General features: G+C 65.2%; 23 protein-coding genes. 7 read left to right on the top strand and 16 right to left on the bottom strand.

Annotated elements, in window-relative coordinates:
• Positions 1-24: 24 nt before the first annotated feature.
• Complete coding sequence (gene fnr / locus DMX10_RS06945; protein ID WP_111260405.1) at positions 25-759, bottom strand: fumarate/nitrate reduction transcriptional regulator Fnr; 735 nt, start codon at positions 757-759, stop codon at positions 25-27.
• A 149-nt stretch (positions 760-908) separates the two neighbouring features.
• On the opposite strand from fnr, the gene DMX10_RS06940 reads away from it, so the two are divergent.
• The gene (locus tag DMX10_RS06940; RefSeq protein WP_236204980.1) at positions 909-1,394 is read left to right on the top strand and encodes a hypothetical protein; all 486 of its coding nucleotides are present in this window, start codon (positions 909-911) and stop codon (positions 1,392-1,394) included.
• A gap of 6 nt (positions 1,395-1,400) precedes the next feature.
• Here DMX10_RS06940 and hemN read toward each other — a convergent pair whose 3' ends face one another.
• The 14 genes from hemN to ccoN (DMX10_RS06870) all read right to left on the bottom strand — a co-directional run bounded on the left by hemN (position 1,401) and on the right by ccoN (DMX10_RS06870) (position 15,233).
• Positions 1,401-2,783, bottom strand: coding sequence for an oxygen-independent coproporphyrinogen III oxidase (gene hemN, locus DMX10_RS06935; RefSeq protein ID WP_111260404.1), 1,383 nt, complete (start codon positions 2,781-2,783; stop codon positions 1,401-1,403).
• Positions 2,784-2,957: 174 nt separating this feature from the next.
• The gene (locus tag DMX10_RS06930; RefSeq protein WP_111260403.1) at positions 2,958-3,641 is read right to left on the bottom strand and encodes a sulfite exporter TauE/SafE family protein; all 684 of its coding nucleotides are present in this window, start codon (positions 3,639-3,641) and stop codon (positions 2,958-2,960) included.
• A complete protein-coding gene (ccoS, locus tag DMX10_RS06925; protein WP_111260402.1) occupies positions 3,634-3,864 on the bottom strand; it encodes a cbb3-type cytochrome oxidase assembly protein CcoS in 231 nt (76 codons plus the stop codon). Before ccoS ends, DMX10_RS06930 begins: the two co-directional genes overlap by 8 nt.
• Positions 3,865-3,925: 61 nt before the next feature.
• Positions 3,926-6,325 (bottom strand): heavy metal translocating P-type ATPase, encoded by a 2,400-nt coding sequence (locus DMX10_RS06920; RefSeq protein ID WP_111260401.1) that lies wholly within the window; start codon positions 6,323-6,325, stop codon positions 3,926-3,928.
• 9 nt (positions 6,326-6,334) lie between these two features.
• Positions 6,335-6,835, bottom strand: coding sequence for a FixH family protein (locus DMX10_RS06915; protein ID WP_111260400.1), 501 nt, complete (start codon positions 6,833-6,835; stop codon positions 6,335-6,337).
• A gap of 14 nt (positions 6,836-6,849) precedes the next feature.
• Complete coding sequence (gene ccoG, locus DMX10_RS06910; protein ID WP_111260399.1) at positions 6,850-8,265, bottom strand: cytochrome c oxidase accessory protein CcoG; 1,416 nt, start codon at positions 8,263-8,265, stop codon at positions 6,850-6,852.
• 133 nt (positions 8,266-8,398) lie between these two features.
• A complete protein-coding gene (gene ccoP, locus DMX10_RS06905; protein WP_111260398.1) occupies positions 8,399-9,373 on the bottom strand; it encodes a cytochrome-c oxidase, cbb3-type subunit III in 975 nt (324 codons plus the stop codon).
• Positions 9,370-9,558 (bottom strand): cbb3-type cytochrome c oxidase subunit 3, encoded by a 189-nt coding sequence (locus tag DMX10_RS06900; protein ID WP_111260397.1) that lies wholly within the window; start codon positions 9,556-9,558, stop codon positions 9,370-9,372. Before DMX10_RS06900 ends, ccoP (DMX10_RS06905) begins: the two co-directional genes overlap by 4 nt.
• 5 nt (positions 9,559-9,563) lie before the next feature.
• Positions 9,564-10,175: a cytochrome-c oxidase, cbb3-type subunit II gene (gene ccoO / locus DMX10_RS06895; protein WP_111260396.1), complete on the bottom strand. Its 612-nt coding sequence runs from the start codon at positions 10,173-10,175 to the stop codon at positions 9,564-9,566.
• A 2-nt stretch (positions 10,176-10,177) separates the two neighbouring features.
• Positions 10,178-11,617 (bottom strand): cytochrome-c oxidase, cbb3-type subunit I, encoded by a 1,440-nt coding sequence (gene ccoN, locus DMX10_RS06890; RefSeq protein ID WP_111260395.1) that lies wholly within the window; start codon positions 11,615-11,617, stop codon positions 10,178-10,180.
• Between the two features lie 441 nt (positions 11,618-12,058).
• The gene (gene ccoP / locus DMX10_RS06885; RefSeq protein WP_111260394.1) at positions 12,059-12,997 is read right to left on the bottom strand and encodes a cytochrome-c oxidase, cbb3-type subunit III; all 939 of its coding nucleotides are present in this window, start codon (positions 12,995-12,997) and stop codon (positions 12,059-12,061) included.
• Positions 12,994-13,179, bottom strand: a complete 186-nt coding sequence (locus DMX10_RS06880; RefSeq protein ID WP_111260393.1) for a cbb3-type cytochrome c oxidase subunit 3 — start codon at positions 13,177-13,179, stop codon at positions 12,994-12,996. Before DMX10_RS06880 ends, ccoP (DMX10_RS06885) begins: the two co-directional genes overlap by 4 nt.
• Before the next feature lie 6 nt (positions 13,180-13,185).
• Positions 13,186-13,797 (bottom strand): cytochrome-c oxidase, cbb3-type subunit II, encoded by a 612-nt coding sequence (gene ccoO, locus DMX10_RS06875; RefSeq protein WP_021222189.1) that lies wholly within the window; start codon positions 13,795-13,797, stop codon positions 13,186-13,188.
• 11 nt (positions 13,798-13,808) lie between these two features.
• Entirely contained in the window at positions 13,809-15,233 is a 1,425-nt protein-coding gene (ccoN, locus tag DMX10_RS06870; protein ID WP_111260392.1) for a cytochrome-c oxidase, cbb3-type subunit I, read from the bottom strand.
• Between the two features lie 111 nt (positions 15,234-15,344).
• Here ccoN (DMX10_RS06870) and DMX10_RS06865 point away from each other — a divergent pair, with 111 nt between their 5' ends.
• Positions 15,345-15,962: an alpha/beta family hydrolase gene (locus DMX10_RS06865; RefSeq protein ID WP_111260391.1), complete on the top strand. Its 618-nt coding sequence runs from the start codon at positions 15,345-15,347 to the stop codon at positions 15,960-15,962.
• Between the two features lie 7 nt (positions 15,963-15,969).
• Here DMX10_RS06865 and DMX10_RS06860 read toward each other — a convergent pair whose 3' ends face one another.
• Positions 15,970-16,446 carry an Lrp/AsnC family transcriptional regulator gene (locus tag DMX10_RS06860; RefSeq protein ID WP_021222186.1) on the bottom strand — a complete coding sequence of 159 codons (477 nt, stop codon included), beginning with the start codon at positions 16,444-16,446 and terminating at the stop codon, positions 15,970-15,972.
• Positions 16,447-16,576: 130 nt separating this feature from the next.
• On the opposite strand from DMX10_RS06860, the gene kynB reads away from it, so the two are divergent.
• The 5 genes from kynB (at position 16,577) to rhuM (ending at position 22,417) form a co-directional block, all read left to right on the top strand.
• The gene (kynB, locus tag DMX10_RS06855) at positions 16,577-17,218 is read left to right on the top strand and encodes an arylformamidase (protein ID WP_021222185.1); all 642 of its coding nucleotides are present in this window, start codon (positions 16,577-16,579) and stop codon (positions 17,216-17,218) included.
• A gap of 8 nt (positions 17,219-17,226) precedes the next feature.
• A complete protein-coding gene (gene kynU, locus DMX10_RS06850) occupies positions 17,227-18,477 on the top strand; it encodes a kynureninase (RefSeq protein WP_111260390.1) in 1,251 nt (416 codons plus the stop codon).
• 67 nt (positions 18,478-18,544) lie between these two features.
• Positions 18,545-19,852 carry an OprD family porin gene (locus tag DMX10_RS06845; protein WP_371921678.1) on the top strand — a complete coding sequence of 436 codons (1,308 nt, stop codon included), beginning with the start codon at positions 18,545-18,547 and terminating at the stop codon, positions 19,850-19,852.
• Between the two features lie 34 nt (positions 19,853-19,886).
• Positions 19,887-21,347 (top strand): amino acid permease, encoded by a 1,461-nt coding sequence (locus tag DMX10_RS06840; protein WP_111260388.1) that lies wholly within the window; start codon positions 19,887-19,889, stop codon positions 21,345-21,347.
• A 74-nt stretch (positions 21,348-21,421) separates the two neighbouring features.
• On the top strand, positions 21,422-22,417 hold the full coding sequence (gene rhuM / locus DMX10_RS06835; RefSeq protein WP_111260387.1) for a virulence protein RhuM/Fic/DOC family protein: 996 nt from the start codon (positions 21,422-21,424) through the stop codon (positions 22,415-22,417).
• Positions 22,418-22,422: the final 5 nt, after the last annotated feature.

The following is a 22,422-nucleotide window of genomic DNA, read 5'->3' as shown; positions in this document are numbered from 1 at the left end:
GCCGGCCGAGCGGCCGGCGCGGGGTCAGTCTTCGATGCTGCCGCCAGCGAGGGCGCAGAGCTCGATGGGATCGAGGATGTGCACTTCCTTGCCTTCGGCGGCGATCAGGTTGCCCTGCTGGAAGCGGGTGAACACGCGGGAGACGGTCTCCACCGCCAGGCCCAGGTAGTTGCCGATCTCGTTGCGCGACATGGCCAGGCGGAACTGGTTGGCCGAGAAGCCGCGGGCACGGAAGCGCGCGGAGAGGTTGACCAGGAAGGTGGCGATGCGCTCGTCGGCGGTCTTCTTGGAGAGCAGCAGCATCATCTGCTGGTCGTCGCGGATCTCGCGGCTCATGACGCGCATCAGCTGGCGGCGCAGCTGCGGCAGCTGCACGGAGAGCTCATCGAGGCGCTCGAAGGGGATTTCGCACACCGAGGTGGTTTCCAGCGCCTGGGCGGATACCGGGTAGAGCTCGGTATCCATGCCGGAGAGCCCTACCAGCTCGCTGGGCAGGTGGAACCCGGTGATCTGTTCCTCGCCGGAGTCGGTGACGCCGAAAGTCTTCAGCGCACCGGAGCGGACGGCGAATACGGACTCGAAGGTGTCGCCCTGGCGGAACAGGTAGTCCCCCTTCTTCAGCGGGCGGCCACGCTTGACGATCTCGTCCAGCGAGTCCATGTCTTCCATGTTCAGCGACAGGGGCAGGCAGAGGGCGGCTAGGCTGCAGTCCTTGCAATGTGCCTGAGGCAGGTTGCGTACCTTGATGATCTCGGACATCCACGGATCCCTTGCGAAAGCAAACACACAATGGGCGTAAGGGTAACGCAGGGGCGCGCTGAGGGCTAGGAAAAGGCCTTTTCTATGACGTTCAAGTTCAACGCTGTGCTGCCGATATGCCGGTATTGATCCCAATGGAGCGAGTGATCATGAGGGTGGATATCTCCGGCTGGCCGCAGATCGGCCAGCGTTATGTGGCTGCTCGCAGCGACGAGGCCAGGGACGCGGCACAGGGCGACGAGCGTGCGGAGGACGGCGGGCTGGATGATCGCATCGGTCATGTCGGTATCCGCGTGAGCCTGTCCGAAGCCGGCAAGGCCCAGGCGAGCGACGAGGCGAAGAAGAACCAGGACATCGACGAGAGCAGCCTTCCCGACAGCATCAAGCAGATCCTCAAGATGATCCGCAAGCTGAAGGAAGACCTGCGCGAGAAGATGGCCGAACTCCAGTCGGTCGCCACCGACCAGGGGCTGGATGACGAGACCCGCATGCAGCGCATGGAAGGCTTGCAGAGCGAGGTGGCCAGCCTCAACGGTGCCATCAGTCAGGCCACGGCCAGCCTCATGAAGGCCATGCGCGAAGCGGGCCTGAGCGGCGAGCAGATGCTCGAGGCCGCCCAGTTGCTGATGAAGTGACGCGCTTCAGATCACCCGGGAGAAGCGCTGGGTGGTCTCTGGCGTCAGGTAGTGGTCGAACAGCATGCATACCGAGCGCACCAGCAGGCGCCCGGTGGGCAGGATGTCGATGCCGCGATCGCTGAGGGCGATCAGCCCATCGGCTGCCATCTGCTCCAGTTGCGGCCAGATATCCGCGAAATACCCCCTGAACTCGATATTGAACAGCGTCTCGATGGACTGGAAGTCCAGTTCGAACTCGCAGATCAGCTGCTGGATCACGGCGCGACGGATGCGGTCGTCCTCGGCGCAGGCGAGGCCGCGGCGGGTGGCGAGCAGGCCGTTCTGCAGCTTCTCCTGGTAGGTGGTTATGTTGGCGTCGTTCTGGCAGTACAGGTCGCCGATCTGGCTGATGGCCGAGACGCCGAGGCCGATCAGGTCGCAATGCCCATGGGTGGTGTAGCCCTGGAAGTTGCGTTGCAGGCGGCCGTCCTCCTGGGCGATGGCCAGTTCGTCGTCCGGCAGGGCGAAGTGGTCCATGCCGATGTAGCGGTAGCCGGCCTGGGTCAGTTGTTCGATGCTGCGCTGGAGCATCTCCAGCTTGTGCCCGGGGCTCGGCAGCTCTTCGGCCTTGATGCGCCGCTGGGGCATGAAGCGCTCCGGCAGGTGGGCGTAGTTGAACACCGAGAGCCGGTCCGGCTGCAGGGCGATCACTTCGGCCACGGTGCGTGCGAAGCTTTCGGGGGTCTGGCGGGGCAGGCCGTAGATCAGATCGATGTTCACCGAGCGGAACTGCAGGGTGCGCGCCGCCTCGACGATGGCGCGGGTCTCCTCCAGGCTCTGCAGGCGGTTGACCGCGCGCTGCACCGCCGGGTCGAGGTCCTGCACGCCCAGGCTGACGCGGTTGAAGCCGAGCTCGCGCAGCAGCCCCATGGTCGACCAGTCCGCTTCACGCGGATCGATCTCGATGCCGTAGTCCCCGGAATCGTCATCCAGCAGGCTGAAGTGCTGGCGCAGGTGCGCCATCAGGCGGCGCAACTCGTCATGGCTGAGGAAGGTCGGCGTACCACCGCCGAAGTGCAGTTGCTCGACGCGCTGCTGCGGATCGAGATGGCAGGCGATGAGCTCGATCTCGCGCTCGAGTTTCTCCAGGTAGGGCAGGGCGCGGCCACGGTCCTTGGTGATCACCTTGTTGCAGGCGCAGTAGTAGCAGATGTTCGCGCAGAACGGCACGTGCACGTAGAGCGACAGGGGCCTCAGGGCCTTGCGGCTTTCACGTAGCGCGTGGAGCAGGTCGAACGAGCCGATGCGTTCGTTGAACTGCACGGCGGTCGGGTAGGAGGTGTAGCGAGGGCCTGCAGCGTCGTAACGGCGGATCAGGCCAGCGTCCCAGCGAATATCGTCGAGCATGGGGTATTCCAGGTTCAGCAGTCAGTGCCTGGCAGTCTAGGTGGCGCCTGATCCATGCTTCTTGACCTGGGTCATGCTGTCGCAGCGCCGCGGCTTGGCGGCTGCTTGTGCGCTAGCTTCGATGCTTGAGCCCGCCACACGCCGCCAGAGACTTTCCAGCTTCCAGCGCCGCTGTCAGTGCCCCATCAGCCAGTGCTGGTGCGGGCCGGGCAGTGTCCAGATGCCGAAGAGGATCACCAGTACGCCGCCGGCGACGCGGATGCCGCGCTTGCGCAGCAGGGCGGTGATGCGTTCGGCGGCGAGCCCCGTGGCCAGCAGCACCGGGCAGGTACCGAGGCCGAATGCCAGCATCAGCAGGGCGCTTTCGCTGGCCGAACCCTGGCTGGCGGCCCACAGCAGGGTGCTGTAGACCAGGCCGCAGGGAAGCCAGCCCCAGAGGGCGCCGAGGAGCAGCGCACGGGGCAGGCTGGAGACCGGCAGCAGCTTGCCTGCCACCGGCTGGATGTAGCGCCAGAGGCCGCGCCCGAGGGCTTCGATGCGGGTCAGGCCGCTCCACCAGCCGGCGAGGTAGAGGCCCATGCTGATCAATAGCAGCGCGGCGATCACCCGCAGCACCATGGCGGCCGGGCTGCTGGCCACGGCCCAGCCGGCCAGGCCGATGAGCAGGCCGGCGGTGGTGTAGCTGAGGATGCGGCCGAGGTTGTATGCGATCAGCAGGCGGAAGCGCCGGGCGCGCTGCTCGGGCGGGATGGCCAGGGTCAGGGCGCCCATCAGGCCGCCGCACATGCCGATGCAGTGGCCACCGCCGAGCAGGCCGAGGATCATCGCCGAGACCAGCAGGGGCGCCAGTTCAAGCACCGCGCTTGTCCTCGGGCTCGTCTGCCCGCTCGTCATCCCCATCGACCTTGTCGGCTTCGGCGATGCCGCCCGTGTGGCCCGGGTCCTCGTCGTCGAAGAGGATGCTGTGGGCCGGGCCGTCGAGGTCGTCGTACTGGCCGCTGTCCACGGCCCAGAAGAATAGCCAGATGGCGAAGCCGACCAGGCCGATGGCGACGGGGATCAGGATGTATAGCGCGGGCATCGGGGGAATCTCGTTTGGGAACCTGGCGGAAGGCCGGTAGGGGAGGGGCCCCTGCCGGCCTCTAGCTTCTGGCCAGCCGCAGGGCGTTGATCACCACCAGCAGCGAGCTGACCGACATGCCGAACGCGGCCCAGACCGGGGTGACCCAGCCCAGCGCCGCGAAGGGCAGGACCAGGCCATTGTACAGGGTCGCCCAGGCCAGGTTCTGGATGATGATGCGGCGCGTGCGGCTGGCCACCGTGAGGGCCTGGACCAGGCTCTCCAGGCGGTTCGAGAGGAGCACCGCATCGGCGCTGGTCTTGGCCAGGTCGGTGGCGCTGCCCATGGCGACGCTGATGTCGGCACCCGCGAGCACGGGGACGTCGTTGACGCCGTCACCCAGCATCAGTACGCGGCGGCCCTGCTGGTGCAGCTCGCGCAATACCTCGAGCTTGGCGTCGGGGCTGAGGCCGCCACGGGCATCGTCTATGCCGAGGCGGCGGGCGATCTCTCCGACCATCGGCGAGCTGTCGCCGGACAGCAGCATCACCTGCCAGCCACGGGCGCGGCAGGCGTCGAGCAGCAGCGGGGCGTCTTCGCGCAGGCGGTCGTCCAGCACCAGCCAGGCCAGCGGGCCGCGCTCGTCGCCGAGCAGCAGCCATTGACCGTTGTTGCCGGGAATATCCGGCGCAGGCCAGCCGCCCAGCTCGGCCACGAACGCCGCCTGGCCGATGCGCAGGCGGCGCCCGTCCACCCGGCCTTCGAGCCCCTTGCCGGGTACGTTCTCCACCTGCTCGGCAGGACGAGGGGCACGACCGAAGGCACGGGCGATGGGGTGCTCCGAGCGGTTCTCCAGGGCCGCGGCCAGGGCCAGGCAGGCGTCGTTGTCGAGCCCGCCCAGGGGGTGGATGGCACTGAGGGTGAGGCGGCCTTCGGTGAGGGTGCCGGTCTTGTCGAAGATCACCGTGTCGATCTGGTTCAGCCCTTCCAGCACATGGCCGCGGGTCAGCAGCAGGCCGAGCTTGTGCAGGCTGCCGGTGGCGGTGGTCAGTGCGGTGGGCGTTGCCAGCGCGAGCGCACAGGGGCAGGTGGCGACCAGTAGCGAGAGAACGATCCAGAAGGCCCGCGACGGGTCGATCTGCCACCAGGCCAGGCCGACGATGGCGGCCGCCAGCAGGACGATGATCAGGAACCATTGCGCGACCTTGTCGGCCAGTTCGGCCAGGCGCGGCTTGTCTGCCTGGGCGCGTTCCAGCAATCGCACGATGGCGGAGAGGCGGGTCTGGTCGCCGAGCGCCTGGACTTCCAGTGTCAGGGGACCTTCGACGTTGAGCGTGCCGGCGGTGACGGTGTCGCCGCGCCCGCGTGGCAGGGGCAGGTACTCGCCGGTGAGCAGGGATTCGTCGACGCTGGACTGGCCTTCGAGGATCAGGCCGTCGGCGGGCATCAAGGCGCCCGGCGGCACCAGGACGCGGTCGCCCACGGTCAGCTCGCCGAGGAGTATGCGCTGGCTCTGGCCGCTGTCGTCCAGGCGCAGGCAGGACGCGGGGAGCAGATTGACCAGTTGCGCGGTGGCCGCTGCGGTGCGTTCGCGGGCGCGCCGCTCCAGGTACCGGCCGGCGAGGAGGAACAACGCGAACATGCCGACGGCGTCGAAATACAGTTCGCCGATGCCGGTGACGGTGGACCAGATGCCCGCGACGTAGGCGCCGCCGATGGCCAGGGACACCGAGACGTCCATGCTCAGGTGGCGGGTGCGCAGGTCACGCAGGGCCCCGCGGAAGAACTGGCCGCAGCAGTAGAAGACGATGGGGGTGGTGAGGAACAGGCTGACCCAGCGCAGGATCTTGTCCAGTTCAGGGCTCAGGTCGATGTTGAATTCGGGCCAGGTGGCCATCGCGGCCATCATCACCTGCATCCACAGCAGGCCGGCGACACCGAGCTGGCGCATGGCGCGCTTGTTCTCGGCGGCGAGGCGCTCGGCGGCGTCATCGGCCTTGTAGGGGTGGCCGGCGTAGCCGATGCGGCGCAGTTCCTTGAGCAGCTCGCTGAGGGGCAGCTGGCTGTCGGACCAGCGCACCTGCAGGCGGTGGTTGGACAGGTTGAGGCGCGCCTCGTCCACTCCGGGCAGGGTGCGCAGGTGTTTCTCGATCAGCCAGCCGCAGGCGGCGCAGCTGATGCCCTCGATCAGCAGGCTGGTCTCGCTGAGTTCGCCCTGGTGCTGGACGAAGGGGCGCTGCACGTCTTCACGATCGAACAGCGCCAGTTCATCGGGAAGCACGCTGGGCAGGGCATCGGGGTTGGCGGCGGTCTCGCTGCGGTGGCGGTAGTAGCTTTCCAGTCCGCCGGCGACGATGGCTTCGGCCACCGCCTGGCAGCCCGGGCAGCACATGGCCCGCGTCTCACCGAGAACGCGGGCCTCGTAAGGACTGCCGGCAGGCACCGGCAGGCCGCAGTGGTAGCAGGAGAGGGGGGCGGACATGGGGCGTGCTTATTCGCCCAGCAGGGTCACGCTGCCGTTCTCGAGGGTTTCCTCCTCGAACAGGCGCCAGTCCTGGCCGTCTTCCTGGCCGATGAGTTCGACGAAGCGGCGGCCGCTGACCGAGTCTTCCAGGTGACCGCTGTAGAGGTCGCCGGATTGTGGCTGCAGGACGACGCGGCGGTCCTTTTCCTGTTGGGTGGGGGAGAGCAGGCTGAGGACGAGTTGCTGCGGGTGGCTGTTGCCGCTCAGGGTGACCTGGACCACGCCGCTCTGGTCGTCCAGGCGCACCTGGGCCTTCATGCCCAGGCGCTTGGCCAGCTCCTCGCGCTCGAGCGAGGTGTTGATGCCCTTGCCGACGTCGTAGTAGTTGTCGACCACCAGGCTCGGCGGGTTCTTGATGGCGATCACCAGCATGGAGGTGCCCAGCACCACGGAGGTGCCGAGGAGGCCGAGGATGAACCAGGGCCAGGGTTGCTTGTACCAGGGGCTTGCGGGAGATTCGGACTGCATGGGGATCTCGTTTTTCAGCGGACGCTGGGGCCGATGAAGCGGCTGTCAGCGTCGGTGGTGATGCTGGGATCGTCGGCCGAGCGGACCCGGAATACGATGGTGTTGGTGCTGGAGGGCAGCTTCTCGGGGTCGATGGACAGCTCCACCGGTACCGACAGCACCTCACCGGCTTCCGTCATGACCTGGCTCTTGCCCTCGTAGACGAGGCCGTCGAGGCCATCGGCTTCGATCACGAAGACCTGGTCCTTCTGGGACTTGTTCATGACCTTGAGGGTGTAGACGTTCTCGATGCGGCCCTGCTCGTTCTCGCGATACAGCACGCGATCCTTGATCACGTCCAGTTCCACCAGAGAGCGGGCGGCCACGGCGTAGCCGAACAGGCCGATCATCGCGACGAGGGCGGCAGCGTACCCGATCAGCCGCGGGCGCAGGAGGGTGGTCTGCTGCCCGTTCAGGTTGTGTTCGGTCGTGTAGCTGATCAGGCCCTTGGGATAGTTCATCTTCTCCATGATGCTGTCGCAGGCGTCGATACAGGCGGCGCAGCCGATGCACTCGATCTGCAGGCCGTCGCGGATGTCGATGCCTGTCGGGCAGACCTGGACGCACATGGTGCAGTCGATGCAGTCGCCGAGACCCTGGGCCTTGTAGTCGACGTTCTTCTTGCGCGGGCCACGGGACTCGCCGCGACGCGGATCGTAGGAGACGATCAGGGTGTCCTTGTCGAACATCACGCTCTGGAAGCGAGCGTATGGGCACATATAGATGCACACCTGCTCGCGCAGCCAGCCGGCGTTGCCGTAGGTGGCGAGGGTGAAGAAGCCGACCCAGAAATAGGCCCAGCCATCGGCATTGCCGGTGAAGAGGTCGAATACCAGTTCACGGATGGGCGTGAAGTAGCCGACGAAGGTGATGCCGGTGACGAAGCCGATCAGCAGCCAGAGGCTGTGCTTGGCCGACTTGCGCATGAGCTTGGCGCCGCTCATGGGGGCCTTGTCCAGCTTCATGCGCTGGTTGCGGTCGCCCTCGGTGACCTTCTCGCACCACATGAAGATCCAGGTCCAGACGCTCTGTGGGCAGGTGTAGCCGCACCAGACGCGACCGGCGAAGACGGTGATGAGGAACAGGCCGAAGGCGCAGATGATCAGCAGCCAGGACAGGAGGACGAAGTCCTGGGGCCAGAAGGTGGCGCCGAAGATGTAGAACTTGCGCTCGGGCAGGTTCCACCAGACGGCCTGGCGGTCGTTCCAGCTCAGCCAGACGGTGCCGAAATAAAGCAGGAAGAGCAGCGCGCCACCTGCCATGCGCAGGTTGCGGAAGATGCCGGTGAAGGCGCGGGTGTAGATCTTTTCACGGCTGGCGTAGAGGTCGGCGCTTGCACCGCTCTTGGCCGGGGGAGGGGTAATGTTCTGGACGGGGATCTGTTCGCTCATCTACTCATACCACGGCGGTTGGGGCTTGCCCCGATCGATGCTTGCCGAACGGGATCTTGTTGCCTGCCGCATATGGTACGCCCGATGGCGGCCTGCCATGTGCGACAGTGCGTCGCGCATGGCAGGCTTTGTGTCACTTGCTTTCGGTTTCTGCGGCGTTCTTGTGCGACAGACTGTAGACGTAAGCGGCGAGCAGGTGGACCTTGTCGTTGCCCAGGTGTTCTTCCTGAGCCGGCATGGAGCCCTGGCGACCGTAACGGATGGTCTGCTGCAGCTGGGCGAAGGTGCTGCCGTAGATGAACGCGCCCGGGTGGGTCAGGTTCGGAGCGCCCATCGCCGGGGTGCCCTTGCCTTCCGGACCGTGGCACGCCACGCAGTTGGCAGCGAAGATCGCCTTGCCGGCTTCCGGATTCGCATTGGAGTCCTTCGGCAGGTCACGACCATCCAGGGTCACGCGGACGAACGCGGCGACGTCACGTACGCCTTGCTCGCCGATGACTTCGCCCCAGGCCGGCATCACGCCGTGACGGCCGCCGAGGATGGTGGTCTTGATGGTCTCGGCCTCGCCACCCCAGCGCCAGTCGGCGTCGGTGAGGTTGGGGAAGCCGTAGGAGCCCTTGGCGTCGGAGCCGTGGCAGACCGAGCAGTTGGAAGCGAACAGGCGACCACCCATTTTCAGGGCTTTCTCGTCCTTGGCCACTTCCTCGATCGGCATGGCGGCGTACTTCTGGAACAGCGGGCCGTATTGCTTGTCGGCCTTGTCCATTTCCTTTTCCCACTGGTGGACACCGGTCCAGCCGGGCTGGCCGTCAGCGAAGGCCTTGCCTTCGGTGACTTCGCCGTAACCGGGGAAGATGCCTTTCCAGTTGCCCATGCCCGGGTACAGGACCAGGTAGCCGACGGCGAAGATCAGGGTGCCGACGAACAGCATGAACCACCACTTGGGCAGCGGGTTGTCATATTCCTCGATACCGTCGAAGGCGTGGCCGACGGTTTCTTCGGTGCTTTCCTGGCGCTGGCCTTTGCGGGTGGCAAAGATCAGCACGGTCAGCGCCACCAGTGTGGCGCTGGTGAGCAGGGTTACGTACCAACTCCAGAACGTGGTCATTCGCTCTTACTCCTCGAAGCTTCTTCATCGCTCTTGGTGTTCGCTGGCTTGTCGTCGGCGAAGGGCAGGTTGGCAGCTTCGTCGAAGCTGCCCTTGCGCTTGCTGCTGTACGCCCAGAGCACGACGCCGATGAAGGCGACGAACACCAGGATGGTTCCCAGTCCGCGGACAGTCTGGATATCCATCGTGCTTACCGTTTGTTCTTGATCGAGGTGCCCAGGCCTTGAAGGAACGCCACCAGTGCGTCCATCTCGGTCTTGCCCTTGACTGCGTCTTTGGCGCCGGCGATGTCATCGTCGGTGTAGGGCACGCCTACGGTACGGAGAGCTTCCATCTTGGCCGCGGTGTGCTTGCCATCGAGCTTGTTCTCCACCAGCCAGGGGTAGGCCGGCATCTTCGATTCCGGTACCACGTTGCGCGGGTTGTAGAGGTGCGCGCGGTGCCAGTCGTCGGAGTAGCGGCCGCCTACGCGGGCCAGGTCCGGGCCGGTACGCTTGGAGCCCCACAGGAAGGGGTGGTCCCAGACGCTTTCGCCGGCGACGGAGTAGTGGCCGTAGCGCTCGGTTTCGGCGCGGAAGGGGCGGACCATCTGCGAGTGGCAGCCGACGCAGCCTTCGCGGATGTAGATGTCACGGCCTTCCAGCTCCAGCGCGGAGCGCGGCTTCATGCCTTCGACCGGCGTGTTGGTCACGTCCTGGAAGAACAGCGGAACGATCTGCACCAGGCCACCGATGCTCACGGCGATGACCATGAACAGCGCCAGCAGACCTACGTTCTTCTCAACTAATTCATGCGACTTCATTATTAGTGAGCTCCTTGCGGGATCTGCGCGGCGGCTTCGTATTCGGACGGCTTGGCGGCACGCACGGTGCGCCAGGTGTTATAGGCCATCAGCAGCATGCCGGTGACGAAGAAGGCGCCGCCGAGTGCGCGGACCATGAAGCCGGGGTGGCTGGCTTCCAGTGCTTCGACGAAGGAGTAGGTCAGGGTGCCGTCTTCGTTCACCGCGCGCCACATCAGGCCCTGGGTGATGCCGTTGACCCACATCGAGGCGATGTAGAGCACGGTGCCGACGGTGGCCAGCCAGAAGTGGGCGTTGATCAGGCCGACGCTGTGCATCTGCTCGCGACCGAACACTTTCGGGATCAGGTGGTACAGGGAACCGATGGAAATCATCGCGACCCAGCCCAGAGCGCCGGCGTGTACGTGGCCGATGGTCCAGTCGGTGTAGTGGGAAAGGGCGTTGACGGTCTTGATGGCCATCATCGGGCCTTCGAAGGTGGACATGCCGTAGAAGGCCAGGGAGACCACCAGGAAGCGCAGGATCGGGTCGCTGCGCAACTTATGCCAGGCCCCCGACAGGCTCATCATGCCGTTGATCATGCCGCCCCAGCTCGGAGCCAGCAGGATCAGGGACATCGCCATGCCCAGGGACTGGGCCCAATCCGGCAGAGCGGTGTAGTGCAGGTGGTGCGGGCCGGCCCAGATGTACAGGGTGATCAGCGCCCAGAAGTGCACGATGGACAGGCGATACGAGTAGATCGGACGCTCGGCCTGTTTCGGCACGAAGTAGTACATCATCCCGAGGAAGCCGGTGGTCAGGAAGAAGCCCACGGCGTTGTGGCCGTACCACCACTGGATCATCGCGTCGGTCGCGCCGGAGTACACGGAGTACGACTTGAAGGCGTAGACCGGGATTTCCATGCTGTTGACGATGTGCAGCAGTGCGGTCACCAGGATGAAGGCGCCGAAGAACCAGTTGCCCACATAGATGTGCTTGGTCTTGCGCTTGACGATGGTGCCGAAGAACACGACCGCGTAGGTGATCCAGACGACAGCCAGGAGGATGTCGATCGGCCACTCGAGTTCGGCGTATTCCTTGGAGGAGGTGTAACCCAGAGGCAGTGTGATCACTGCCAGCACGATCACGGCTTGCCAGCCCCAGAACGTGAAGGCTGCCAGCCCATCGGAAATCAGGCGAGCCTGGCAGGTACGTTGCACCACGTAGTAGGACGTGGCGAACAGGGCGCAACCACCGAAGGCGAAGATCACCGCGTTGGTATGCAGGGGGCGCAGACGGCCGAAGCTGGTCCACGGAAGGTTCAGGTTGAGTTCCGGCCACACGAGTTGTGCGGCGATGAACACGCCTAGACCCATCCCAATGACCCCCCAGATCACCGTCATAACGGCGAACTGGCGGACCACCTTATAGTTATAAGCAGTCTGACTGATTGCTGTGCTCATGCTAGGGGTTCCACGGTTAATGGAGTTTTTCGGGGACAAAAAAGCGGCGCAAGTATGGAGAAAGAGGGTAGTCATTGCAACGACACATGCCGACACAAACACCCTTTCAGGGCCCTCTGGACAAGGATTCCAGCCGGTTCGTCCGGTGGCCGAGACAGCACTTCGAGCCGGGGCGGGAGGGGGGAATCGCCTTGCCCTCATGACGGGTGAGGATTATCGAGCAGCTTAGTCGATGGGCTTTCGGGGGGAAGGCTACTGGTCGGGACGGGTGCGACATTGGGTCGCACTATATATAAGGAGGGAGTGGGGAGGGATCTTGAGGGGTGGACACATCCCTGTGCCCGTGTTGCCCTTCTCGCGTCGGGCTGCCTTTGCGCGGCTCCGTCCGGTGCCTTTCGGTCCGGGCGGTGTGGCGACGCCTCCTTGCGTCGCCGGTTCGGATCACTCGCTGGCTACTTTCTCCCCGTCCTTGCGGGACAGGCTGTACACGTAGGCGGCGAGGATGTGCACCTTGTCCTGGCCGAGGTATTGCTCCTGGGCAGGCATCTGGCCGTTGCGGCCGTAGCGGATGGTCTGTTGCAGCTGGGCCAGGCTGGAGCCGTAGATCCAGGCGGCCGGCTGGGTCAGGTCCGGGGCGCCCATGGCTGCGGTGCCGTGGCCTTCCTGGCCGTGGCAGGCGGTGCAGGTGGTGGCGAACAGGGCCTTACCGGCTTCCACGTCGGCTTTCACATCGTCCGGCAGCTTCAGGCCGGCCAGGTCCTGGCGGACGTAGGCGGCGACGTTCTTCACGCCTTCATCACCCAGTACTTCACCCCAGGCCGGCATGGCAGCCATGCGACCGTGCAGGATGGTGACCTTGATGGTTTCGGCGTCGCCGCCCCAGCGCCAGCTGCTGTCGGCCAGGTTGGGGAAACCGACCGCGCCCTTGGCGTCCGAACCGTGGCAGATGGAGCAGTAGGTGGCGAACAGGCGGCCGCCCATTTTCAGGGCTTGCGGATCCTGGGCCACGGCTTCCAGCGGCATGGCGGAGTACTTGGCGAAGATCGGGCCGTATTGGGCGTTGGCCTTGTCGACCTCGCGCTGCCACTGCTTCTCCTGGGTCCAGCCGCCTTCATAGCCGGGGAACAGGCCGGTCCAGTTGCCCAGGCCGGGGTAGAGCACCATGTAGCCGATGGCGAAGACGATGGTGCCCACGAACAGCATGAACCACCATTTGGGCAGCGGGTTGTCGTACTCCTCGATGCCGTCGAAGGCATGGCCCATGGTCTTGTCGACCGTGCCCTTGGCCTCGCCCTTGCGGGTGGCGAACACCAGCCAGAGCAGCGCCACCAGGGTGAAGAGGGTGAGCAGGGTTATGTACCAGCTCCAGAAAGTGGTCATTCGTGTGTGCTCCTAGAAACATTCCGGTCTTGCAGGCTGGGCTTGGCGTCGTCGCCGAAGGGCAGCAGCGAGGCTTGCTCGAAGTCAGCCTTGCGGCGGCCGCTGTAGGCCCAGCAGAACACCCCGATCATCGCGACCAGCACCAGCAAGGTGCCGAGGCCGCGCAGTATTCCAACGTCCATGGCGCCTTACCTCTTGGTCTTCAGGCTGGTGCCGAGCACCTGCAGGTAGGCGACCAGGGCGTCCATCTCGGTCTTGTCCTTGACCGCCTCGGAGGCACCGGCGATGTCCTCGTCGGTGTAGGGCACGCCCAGGGTCTTCATGGCGCTGAGCTTGGCGGCGGTGTCCTTGCCGTCGAGCTTGTTCTCCACCAGCCACGGGTAGGCCGGCATCTTCGACTCCGGTACTACGTTGCGCGGGTTGTAGAGGTGCGCGCGGTGCCAGTCGTCCGAGTAGCGGGCGCCAACCCGGGCCAGGTCCGGGCCGGTGCGCTTGGAGCCCCACAGGAAGGGATGGTCCCAGACGCTTTCGCCGGCGACGGAGTAGTGGCCATAGCGCTCGGTCTCGGCGCGGAAGGGGCGGATCATCTGCGAGTGGCAGCCGACGCAGCCTTCGCGGATGTAGATGTCGCGTCCTTCCAGCTGCAGCGCGGTGTAGGGCTTCATGCCTTCGACCGGGGTGTTGGTCACGTCCTGGAAGAACAGCGGGACGATCTGTACCAGACCGCCGATGCTGACGGCCAGGATCATGAACAACGCCATCAGGCCGACGTTCTTCTCGATGACTTCATGCTTTTTCATCTATCGATTCCTCAGGCGATCTGGGCGATGGCGTCGTATTCGGCCGGCTTGGCAGCCTTCACGGTGCGCCAGGTGTTGTAGGCCATGAGGAGCATGCCGCTGAGGAAGATCGCGCCGCCGATCATGCGCACCACGAAGCCGGGGTGGCTGGCTTCCAGTGCCTCGACGAAGGAGTAGGTCAGGGTGCCGTCCTCGTTCACCGCGCGCCACATCAGGCCCTGGGCGATGCCGTTGACCCACATCGAGGCGATGTAGAGCACGGTGCCGATGGTGGCCAGCCAGAAGTGGGCGTTGATCAGGCCGACGCTGTGCATCTGCTCGCGGCCGAACACCTTCGGGATCAGGTGGTACAGCGAGCCGATGGACACCATGGCGACCCAGCCTAGGGCGCCGGCGTGCACGTGGCCGATGGTCCAGTCGGTGTAGTGGGAGAGGGCGTTGACGGTCTTGATGGCCATCATCGGGCCTTCGAAGGTGGACATGCCGTAGAAGGCGAGGGAGACCACCAGGAAGCGCAGGATCGGATCGTCGCGCAGCTTATGCCAGGCGCCCGAGAGGGTCATCATGCCGTTGATCATGCCGCCCCAGCTCGGCGCCAGCAGGATCAGCGACATCACCATGCCCAGGGACTGAGCCCAGTCCGGCAGCGCGGTGTAGTGCAGGTGGTGCGGGCCGGCCCAGATGTAGACCGCGATCAGCGCCCAGAAGTGGACGATGGACAGGCGGTAGGAGTAGACCGGGCGACCGGCCTGCTTCGGCACGAAGTAATACATCATCCCGAGGAAGCCGGCGGTCAGGAAGAAGCCCACGGCGTTGTGGCCGTACCACCACTGGACCATCGCGTCGGTCGCGCCCGAGTAGAGCGAGTAGGACTTGGTCAGGGTGACCGGGATCTCCAGGTTGTTGATTACATGGAGGATGGCCACGGTGAGGATGAAGCCACCGAAGAACCAGTTGCCCACGTAGATGTGCTTGGTCTTGCGCTTCATCACCGTGCCGAAGAACACGGCGGCGTAGCAGACCCAGACGATGGTGATGAGAATGTCGATCGGCCATTCCAGCTCGGCGTATTCCTTGGAGCTGGTGAAGCCCAGCGGCAGGCTCACGGCGGCCAGGACGATCACCAGCTGCCAACCCCAGAAGGTGAAGGCGGCGAGCTTGTCCGAGACCAGGCGGGTCTGGCAGGTGCGTTGGACGGCGTAGTAGGAGGTGGCGAACAATGCGCAACCACCGAACGCGAAGATCACCGCGTTGGTGTGCAAGGGTCGCAAGCGGCCAAAGCTGGTCCAGGGCAGGTTGAAGTTGAGCTCCGGCCAGGCTAGCTGGGCAGCTATGAGAACGCCGAGCCCCATCCCGACGATTCCCCAGACCACCGTCATAATGGCGAACTGGCGGACCACCTTGTAGTTGTAGGCGGTACTGACTGCTGTGTTCATGTTTGTGGGCTTCCGTACACGGTTTCTTGGAATTGCGTGCGAAGCATGGTGAAAGCCCTTACTGGCGCTATTGATTTGGATCAACAGACGCCGCCCACCGGAGATTTCCCGATGCTGCTGTGGAGCAGGCCTTCAGGCCTTGTGAAGAACACCCTGATACTGGCCCACGGTGCCGGGGCGCCGATGGACAGCGCCTTCATGGAGGAAATGGCGCAGAAGCTCGCCACGCGGGGCGTAGCGGTGGTGCGTTTCGAGTTTCCCTACATGGCGGCGCGGCGTGACGACGGGCGCAGACGCCCGCCCAATCCGCAGGGGCAATTGCTCGATCACTGGCGGGCGGTGCATGCCGAGGTGCGACAGCACGTCACGGGGCGATTGGCCATCGGTGGCAAGTCCATGGGCGGTCGCATGGCCAGCCTGGTGGCCGATGAGCTGGGCGCGGATGCGCTGGTCTGCCTGGGGTATCCCTTCTATGCGGCCGGTAAACCGGAGAAGCCCCGGGTCGCCCACCTGGCCGAGCTGAAGACCCCGACCCTGGTCGTCCAGGGCGAGCGCGATGCCCTTGGCGACCGCCCTGCCGTCACCGGCTACGCGTTATCCCCGTCGATCCATCTGCACTGGCTGGTCGCAGGCGACCATGACCTCAAGCCCCTCAAGGCGTCGGGCCTGACCCACGAGCAGCACATGGACGGCGCCGCGGATGCCGTGGCGGCCTTCCTGGCGAGTTGAGTGCGCGCTACTTTCGCGCGACGAGTAGGTCGAGCACGCCGCCGCCATCCTTGATCTGCTGCAGGATGATCTCGGAGCGGATGTCGGTGACGCCCCGGGCGCGGTTCAGGCGGTTGACGATGAAGTCGGAGAACTGTTTCAGGTTGCGCGCCTGGACCCGCAGCACATAGTTGCTGTGGCCGGTGACGATGAAGGCGCTCACCACCTCGGGCCAGCTCTGTACCTGCTCCATGAAGCGCTCGTGCCAGCCATCCTCGTCCTGGCGCATGGAAAGGTGCACCAGGGCATCCAGCTCGATTCCCAGGCGCTCGGCATCCAGCAGCGGTCGATAGCCGCGGATCACCCCACCGTCTTCCAGGTTGCGTAGCCGACGCAAGCAGGCGGAGGGCGAGAGCGCGACCTTCTCCGCCAGTTCCTGGTTGCTGATGCGTCCGTTCTGCTGGAGGCAGAGGAGGAGGCGCAGATCGGTAGTATCCAGGGTCATTGAATATTCTTTCAGTGAACTGTTGTCTGGCGAAATTATCTTCGAATAAGTGCCGCTTTCGGGACGAAGATAGCACGAACATTCTTCGGCCCCTGACCCATGATCATCCTCCTTTCACGGGAGTCCGATCATGCAAGACGGCCAGTCCCTCTGGGACATCAGTCCACCGCTGGACGCCAGCACGCCAACCTGGCCGGGCGATACGCCCTTCCAGGAGGAACGCTGCTGGCACATCGACGAGCACTGCCCGGTCAACGTGGGGCGCATCACCCTGTCGCCCCACACGGGCGCCCATGCCGATGCACCGCTGCACTACGACGCGTCCGGTGCGGCGATCGGGGACGTCGACCTGGCGCCCTACCTCGGCCCTTGCCGGGTCATCCACTGCCTGGATGCCGGCGGCCTGGTACGGCCTGCGCAACTGGAACCGCATCTTCACCAGCTGCCGCCCCGGGTCCTGATCCGCACCTGGCGGCAAGCGCCTCTCGATAGCTGGCCCGAGGCCTTCGCGGCCATCGATCCGCTGGCCGTCGAACTGCTGGCCCGCCACGGTGTGCGCCTGGTGGGTATCGACACGCCGTCGCTGGACCCCCAGGACAGCAAGACGCTCGATGCGCACCAGGCCGTTCGCCGTTGGCGCATGGCGATCCTCGAAGGCCTGCTGCTCGATGACGTCGCTCCGGGCGACTACGAACTGATCGCCCTCCCGCTCAAATTCACCCATCTCGATGCCAGCCCGGTTCGCGCCGTGCTGCGTCGCCTGCCTGCCTAGGAATCGACATGACTACAAGAGAAGACTGCCTGGCCCTCGATGCCCGCGACCCCCTCGGCCCCTTGCGCGAGGAATTCGTCCTGCCCGAAGGCGTGATCTACCTCGACGGCAACTCCCTCGGCGCCCGGCCGAGGCCCGCGCTGCAGAGGGCCCGCGAAGTGGTGGAGAAGGAGTGGGGCGAAGGGCTGATCGGCAGCTGGAACAGCGCCGGCTGGCGCGCGTTGCCGGAGCGCCTGGGCAACCGGCTGGCTCGCCTGATCGGCGCGGGCGAGGACGAGGTGGTCATCACCGACACCACATCCATCAACCTCTTCAAGGTGCTGGTGGCAGCGCTTCGTGTGCAGGCCGAGCGCGACCCGTCGCGCAAGGTGATCGTCACCGAACGCAGTAACTTCCCCACCGACATCTACATGGTCGAAGGCCTCGCCGACATGCTCCAGCAGGGCTACAGCCTGCGCCTGGTGGATGCACCGGAGGAGATGCCCGCGGCCATCGGCACCGACACCGCCGTCGCGCTGATCACCCAGGTGAACTACAAGACCGGCCACCTCCACGACATGGCCGCGCTCACGGCGCTGGCACACGAGTGCGGTGCGCTGACCATCTGGGACCTCTGCCATTCGGCCGGCGCGGTGCCGGTCGACCTCAAGGGTTCCGGCGCCGACTACGCCATCGGTTGCACCTACAAGTACCTCAACGGCGGTCCAGGCTCGCCGGCCTTCGTCTGGGTCGCCCCGCACCTGCGCGAGCTGGTCTGGCAGCCGCTCACGGGCTGGTGGGGCCATGTCCGCCAGTTCGGCATGGAGGCCCGCTACGAGCCGGCCCCGGGGATCGGCCGCTACCTCTGCGGCACCCAGCCGATCACCTCCCTCGCCATGGTGGAGTGCGGCCTGGAGGCCTTCGAGAAGACCGACATGCAGGCCCTGCGGGAGAAGTCCCTGGCACTGACCGACCTCTTCATCGAACGCGTCCGCGCCCGTTGTGGCGAGCACCCGCTGACCCTGGTGACGCCGATGGAACACGCCCGCCGCGGCAGCCACGTGAGCTTCGAGCACCCCGAGGGCTACGCCGTGATCCAGGCGCTCATCGACCGTGGCGTCATCGGCGACTACCGCGAGCCGCGGATCATGCGCTTCGGCTTCACCCCGCTCTACACCGGCTTCACCGATGTCTGGGATGCCGCCGAGGCGCTCGTTGACGTGCTCGACAGCGATGCCTGGCGCGCAGAGCGCTTCATGACCCGCAAGCAGGTGACCTGAACCCAACCGGGCGCCCGGGGAGGGCGCCCAGCCTCGAGCCCATAACCACAAGAAGAGGTCGATGATGATGAAATCCCGTTTCCCAATGGCGTGTGCCTTGCTCTGTGCGTCCCTCAGCCCCCAGGCGATGTCCGGGGAGCCGGCCGAAGGCTTCCTGGAGGACAGCCGGCTGGTCCTGACCCAGCGCAACTTCTACTTCCACCGCAACATGCTCAACAACCCCGGTGGGCAGAACTACCGGGAGGAGTGGGCCCATGGCATGCAACTGGACTACAGCTCCGGCTATACCCGGGGAACGGTGGGCCTCGGTGTCGATGCGTACGCCAGCCTCGGGCTCAAGCTCGACAGCAACCGTGCCCGCACCGGCACCGACCTGCTGCCCCTGGACTCTGCCGGGCGGCCTGAAGACGACCACAGCGAGGTCGGCGCGGCGCTGAAGCTGCGTATCTCGCGCAGCGAGCTGAAATACGGCAGCCAGGCACCGATGAACCCGGTGTTCGGCACCGGCAACGCACGGCTGTTCGCGCCGATGGCCATCGGCTTCTCGCTGGCCAGTCGCGAACGCGACGACCTGTTGCTGGAGGCCGGTCACTTCACCGCCGGCAACGACGGCAACTCCACCAATGGCGACGGCGCACTCAAGGCCCTGTTCGCCCAGGTGGAAACGCGTCGGGTCGACTACGCCGGCTTCGACTGGACCCCGGCGGAAGGCACCGGGCTGTCCGCCTACACCTCAAGGTTCGAAGACGTCTGGCGCCAGCACTACCTGGGAGCCAACCACCGCGTGGGGCTGGATGAAGCGCTTGCCCTGACCTTCGACTTCAACCTCTATCGCACCCGTGACCAGGGGCGGCGACTGGCGGGCGGGATCGACACCACCGCCTGGTCCGCTTCCGCACGCTACAGCCAGGGCGCCCATGCCCTGACCCTGGCGCATCAGCGGGTAAGCGGCGACGAGCCATTCGACTACCTGGGCTTCGATCGCCAGCCCGGCACATCGATCTACCTCGCCAACTCGGTGCAGGTGCTCGACTTCAACGCCCCCAACGAGCGCTCCTGGCAACTGCGCTACGACCTCGACCTGGCGCTGTTCGGCGTACCCGGCCTGGGCTTCATGACCCGCTACATCCGCGGTGACCACATCGACGACAGCCATCACAAGGGGCCGGGCTCCTACCAGCGTTACGGCGAGGCCGGCAAGCGCTGGGAGCGGGACATCGAGTTGCGCTACGTCGTGCAGTCCGGCTCGGCCAAGGACCTGTCCGTGCGCCTGCGCCAGGCCAGCATCCGCTCAACCGGGCAGGTGGCCCGTGCCGATACCGCAGACAACAACGAACTGCGGGTGATCATCGAATACCCGCTGCAACTTCTCTGACGCCTGCATAACGACAATAAGGACGAGGCACGAAATGACCACCAAGACTGGATTCGCCGCCATCGCGGCCCGCGAGCAGGGCCTCAAGCGCCAGCTCACTTCGGCGCAGATGAGCATGATCGCCATCGGGGGTGCCATCGGCACCGGGCTGTTCATGGGGAGCAGCTTCGCCATCGGCTTCGCCGGCCCCGGGGTGCTCGTCAGCTATGCCCTCGGCGCCTTGATCGCGCTGCTGTTGATGGGGTGCCTGGCGGAGATGACCGTGGCCCATCCCACCTCCGGCTCCTTCGGTGCCTACGCCGAGTTCTACATCAGCCCGCTGGCGGGGTTCCTGGTGCGCTACGCCTACTGGGCGTCCATTGTCCTGGCGGTGGGAACGGAGGTCACCGCCATCGCGATGTACATGAAGCACTGGTTCCCCGACGTGGCCGGGTGGGTGTGGATCCTGCTGTTCTCCTCGGTGCTGATCTTCACCAACGCCATCAGCGTCAAGGCGTTCGGCCACTTCGAGTACTGGTTCTCGGCCATCAAGATCAGCGCCATCCTCGCCTTCATCCTGCTGGGGGCCTGGCTGGTGTTCGGTGGGCAGAACCCGGAGTACGGCTTCCACCACTACGTCGAGCACGGCGGCTTCATGCCCAACGGCATTTCGGGCGTATGGATCGCGGTGATCATCGCCATCTTCAGCTACCTCAGCATCGAGATGATCGCCGTGGCTGCCGGCGAGGCGGAACACCCCGAGCAGGCGGTGAAGAAGGCCTTCAAGGTGACCATGGTGCGGCTGGTGGTGTTCTACCTGCTCACCCTCGCGCTGATCCTCGCCATGGTGCCCTGGGACCAGTCCGGACAGGGCGCGCAGAGCCCCTTCGTCAGCGTCATGGCGCAGGTCGGGATTCCGGGTGCCACGGGCTTGATCAACTTCGTGATCCTGGTGGCGGCGCTCTCGGCCATGAACAGCCAGCTGTACACCACCACGCGGATGATGTTCAGCCTGTCCCGCGCGGGCCACGCCCCCAAGGCGATGGGCCGGCTGAGCGAGGCCGGAGTGCCGCTGAACGCCCTGGCGCTTTCCTGCACCGGCATCGCCCTGGCGACCCTGGTCAACCTGGTATTCCCCGAGCAGTCCTTCATGCTGATGATGGCCATCTCCATCTTCGGCGCGCTCTTCGCCTGGATGATGATTTTCCTCACCCACTACCGCTTCCGCCGCTATCACCAGCGCCTGGGCAATGCACCGTTGGCCTTTCGCATGTGGGGCTTCCCCTATGGAACGCTGCTGGGCCTGGGCCTGGTGCTGGCGGTCCTGGTCACCACGGCCTTCGTGCCGGCGTTCCGCATGACCCTGGTATTCGGTGTGCCGTTCCTCGCGCTGCTCTCCATCGCCTACCTGTTGGTCCTGCGCAGGGCTGCACCGGCAATCGGGGCGGAAGCGGGCGACCTCCCTGTCCAGCTGAGTGGCGTCGGAGCCAGGACGCCAGAACAGGGACGTTCCTGATAGGCCGGCGAGCCACTCACCCGGCAGGGTGCAAGCAGACTGCGGAGTCCATCACCACAAGGAAGGGCGACGATATGGATGCCTTGCAGGAAACCCTGCCGATCCTGATCTACCAGCGGGAAGGGGAAAGCGTTACCGAGGTACGCATGGAGGGGGAGACCGTCTGGCTGACCCAGCGGCAGATGGCGGAGCTGTTCGACAAGAACGTACGAACCATAAGCGAGCACATCCGCAATATCTTCCGTGAGGGGGAGCTGAGCGAGTCGGCAGTTATCCGGGATTTCCGGATAACTGCCGCGGACGGCAAGTTCTATGACACGTCGCACTACAGCCTCGACGTCATCATCTCGGTCGGCTATCGCGTCAAGTCGACCCAGGGCACGCGTTTCCGCATCTGGGCCAACGGCGTGCTCAAGGAGCACCTGCTCCAGGGCTACAGCCTCAACCGGCGAAGGCTGGAGGCGCAGCAGGCGCGTATCGGGCAGTTGCAGAAGACCCTGACGCTGTTCCGTGACGGCCTGGTGGATCGGGCCAGCCTGACCGAGGCGCGTGGTTTGGTGAGCGTCATCGCCGGCTATGCGCGTACCTTCCTGCTGCTCAACCAGTTCGACGGCGAACGCCTTGCCCGCGATGGTTTCACCGAAGACATCCGCTATGTGATCGAGCCGGGCGAGGCCGCCGAATGCATCGCCGCGCTGAAGGCCGACCTGATGCACAGGGGGGAGGCCAGCGAGCTGTTCGGCCAGCCGAAGGACGACAGCTTCGAGGGGCTGCTGGGCAATATCGTGCAGTCCTTCGGCGGGCAGTTCCTTTACCCGAGCATCGAGGAACAGGCGGCCAACCTGCTGTACATGGTGATCAAGAACCACCCCTTCACCGATGGCAACAAGCGCATCGGAGCCTTCTTGTTCATCTGGTTCCTGAGGCGAAACCGACATCACCTGAAGACGGATGGCGAACTGAAGATCAATGACAACGCCCTCGCGGCCATCGCCCTGTTGGTGGCCCAGAGCGATCCGCGACAGAAGGAGCTGATGGTCCACCTGGTGATGAACCTGATCATGGAGTGAACCGG

This window comes from Pseudomonas sp. 57B-090624 (assembly GCF_003234055.1).
GTDB lineage: Bacteria > Pseudomonadota > Gammaproteobacteria > Pseudomonadales > Pseudomonadaceae > Metapseudomonas > Metapseudomonas tohonis.
This window is presented reverse-complemented; position numbering and strand designations above follow the sequence as displayed.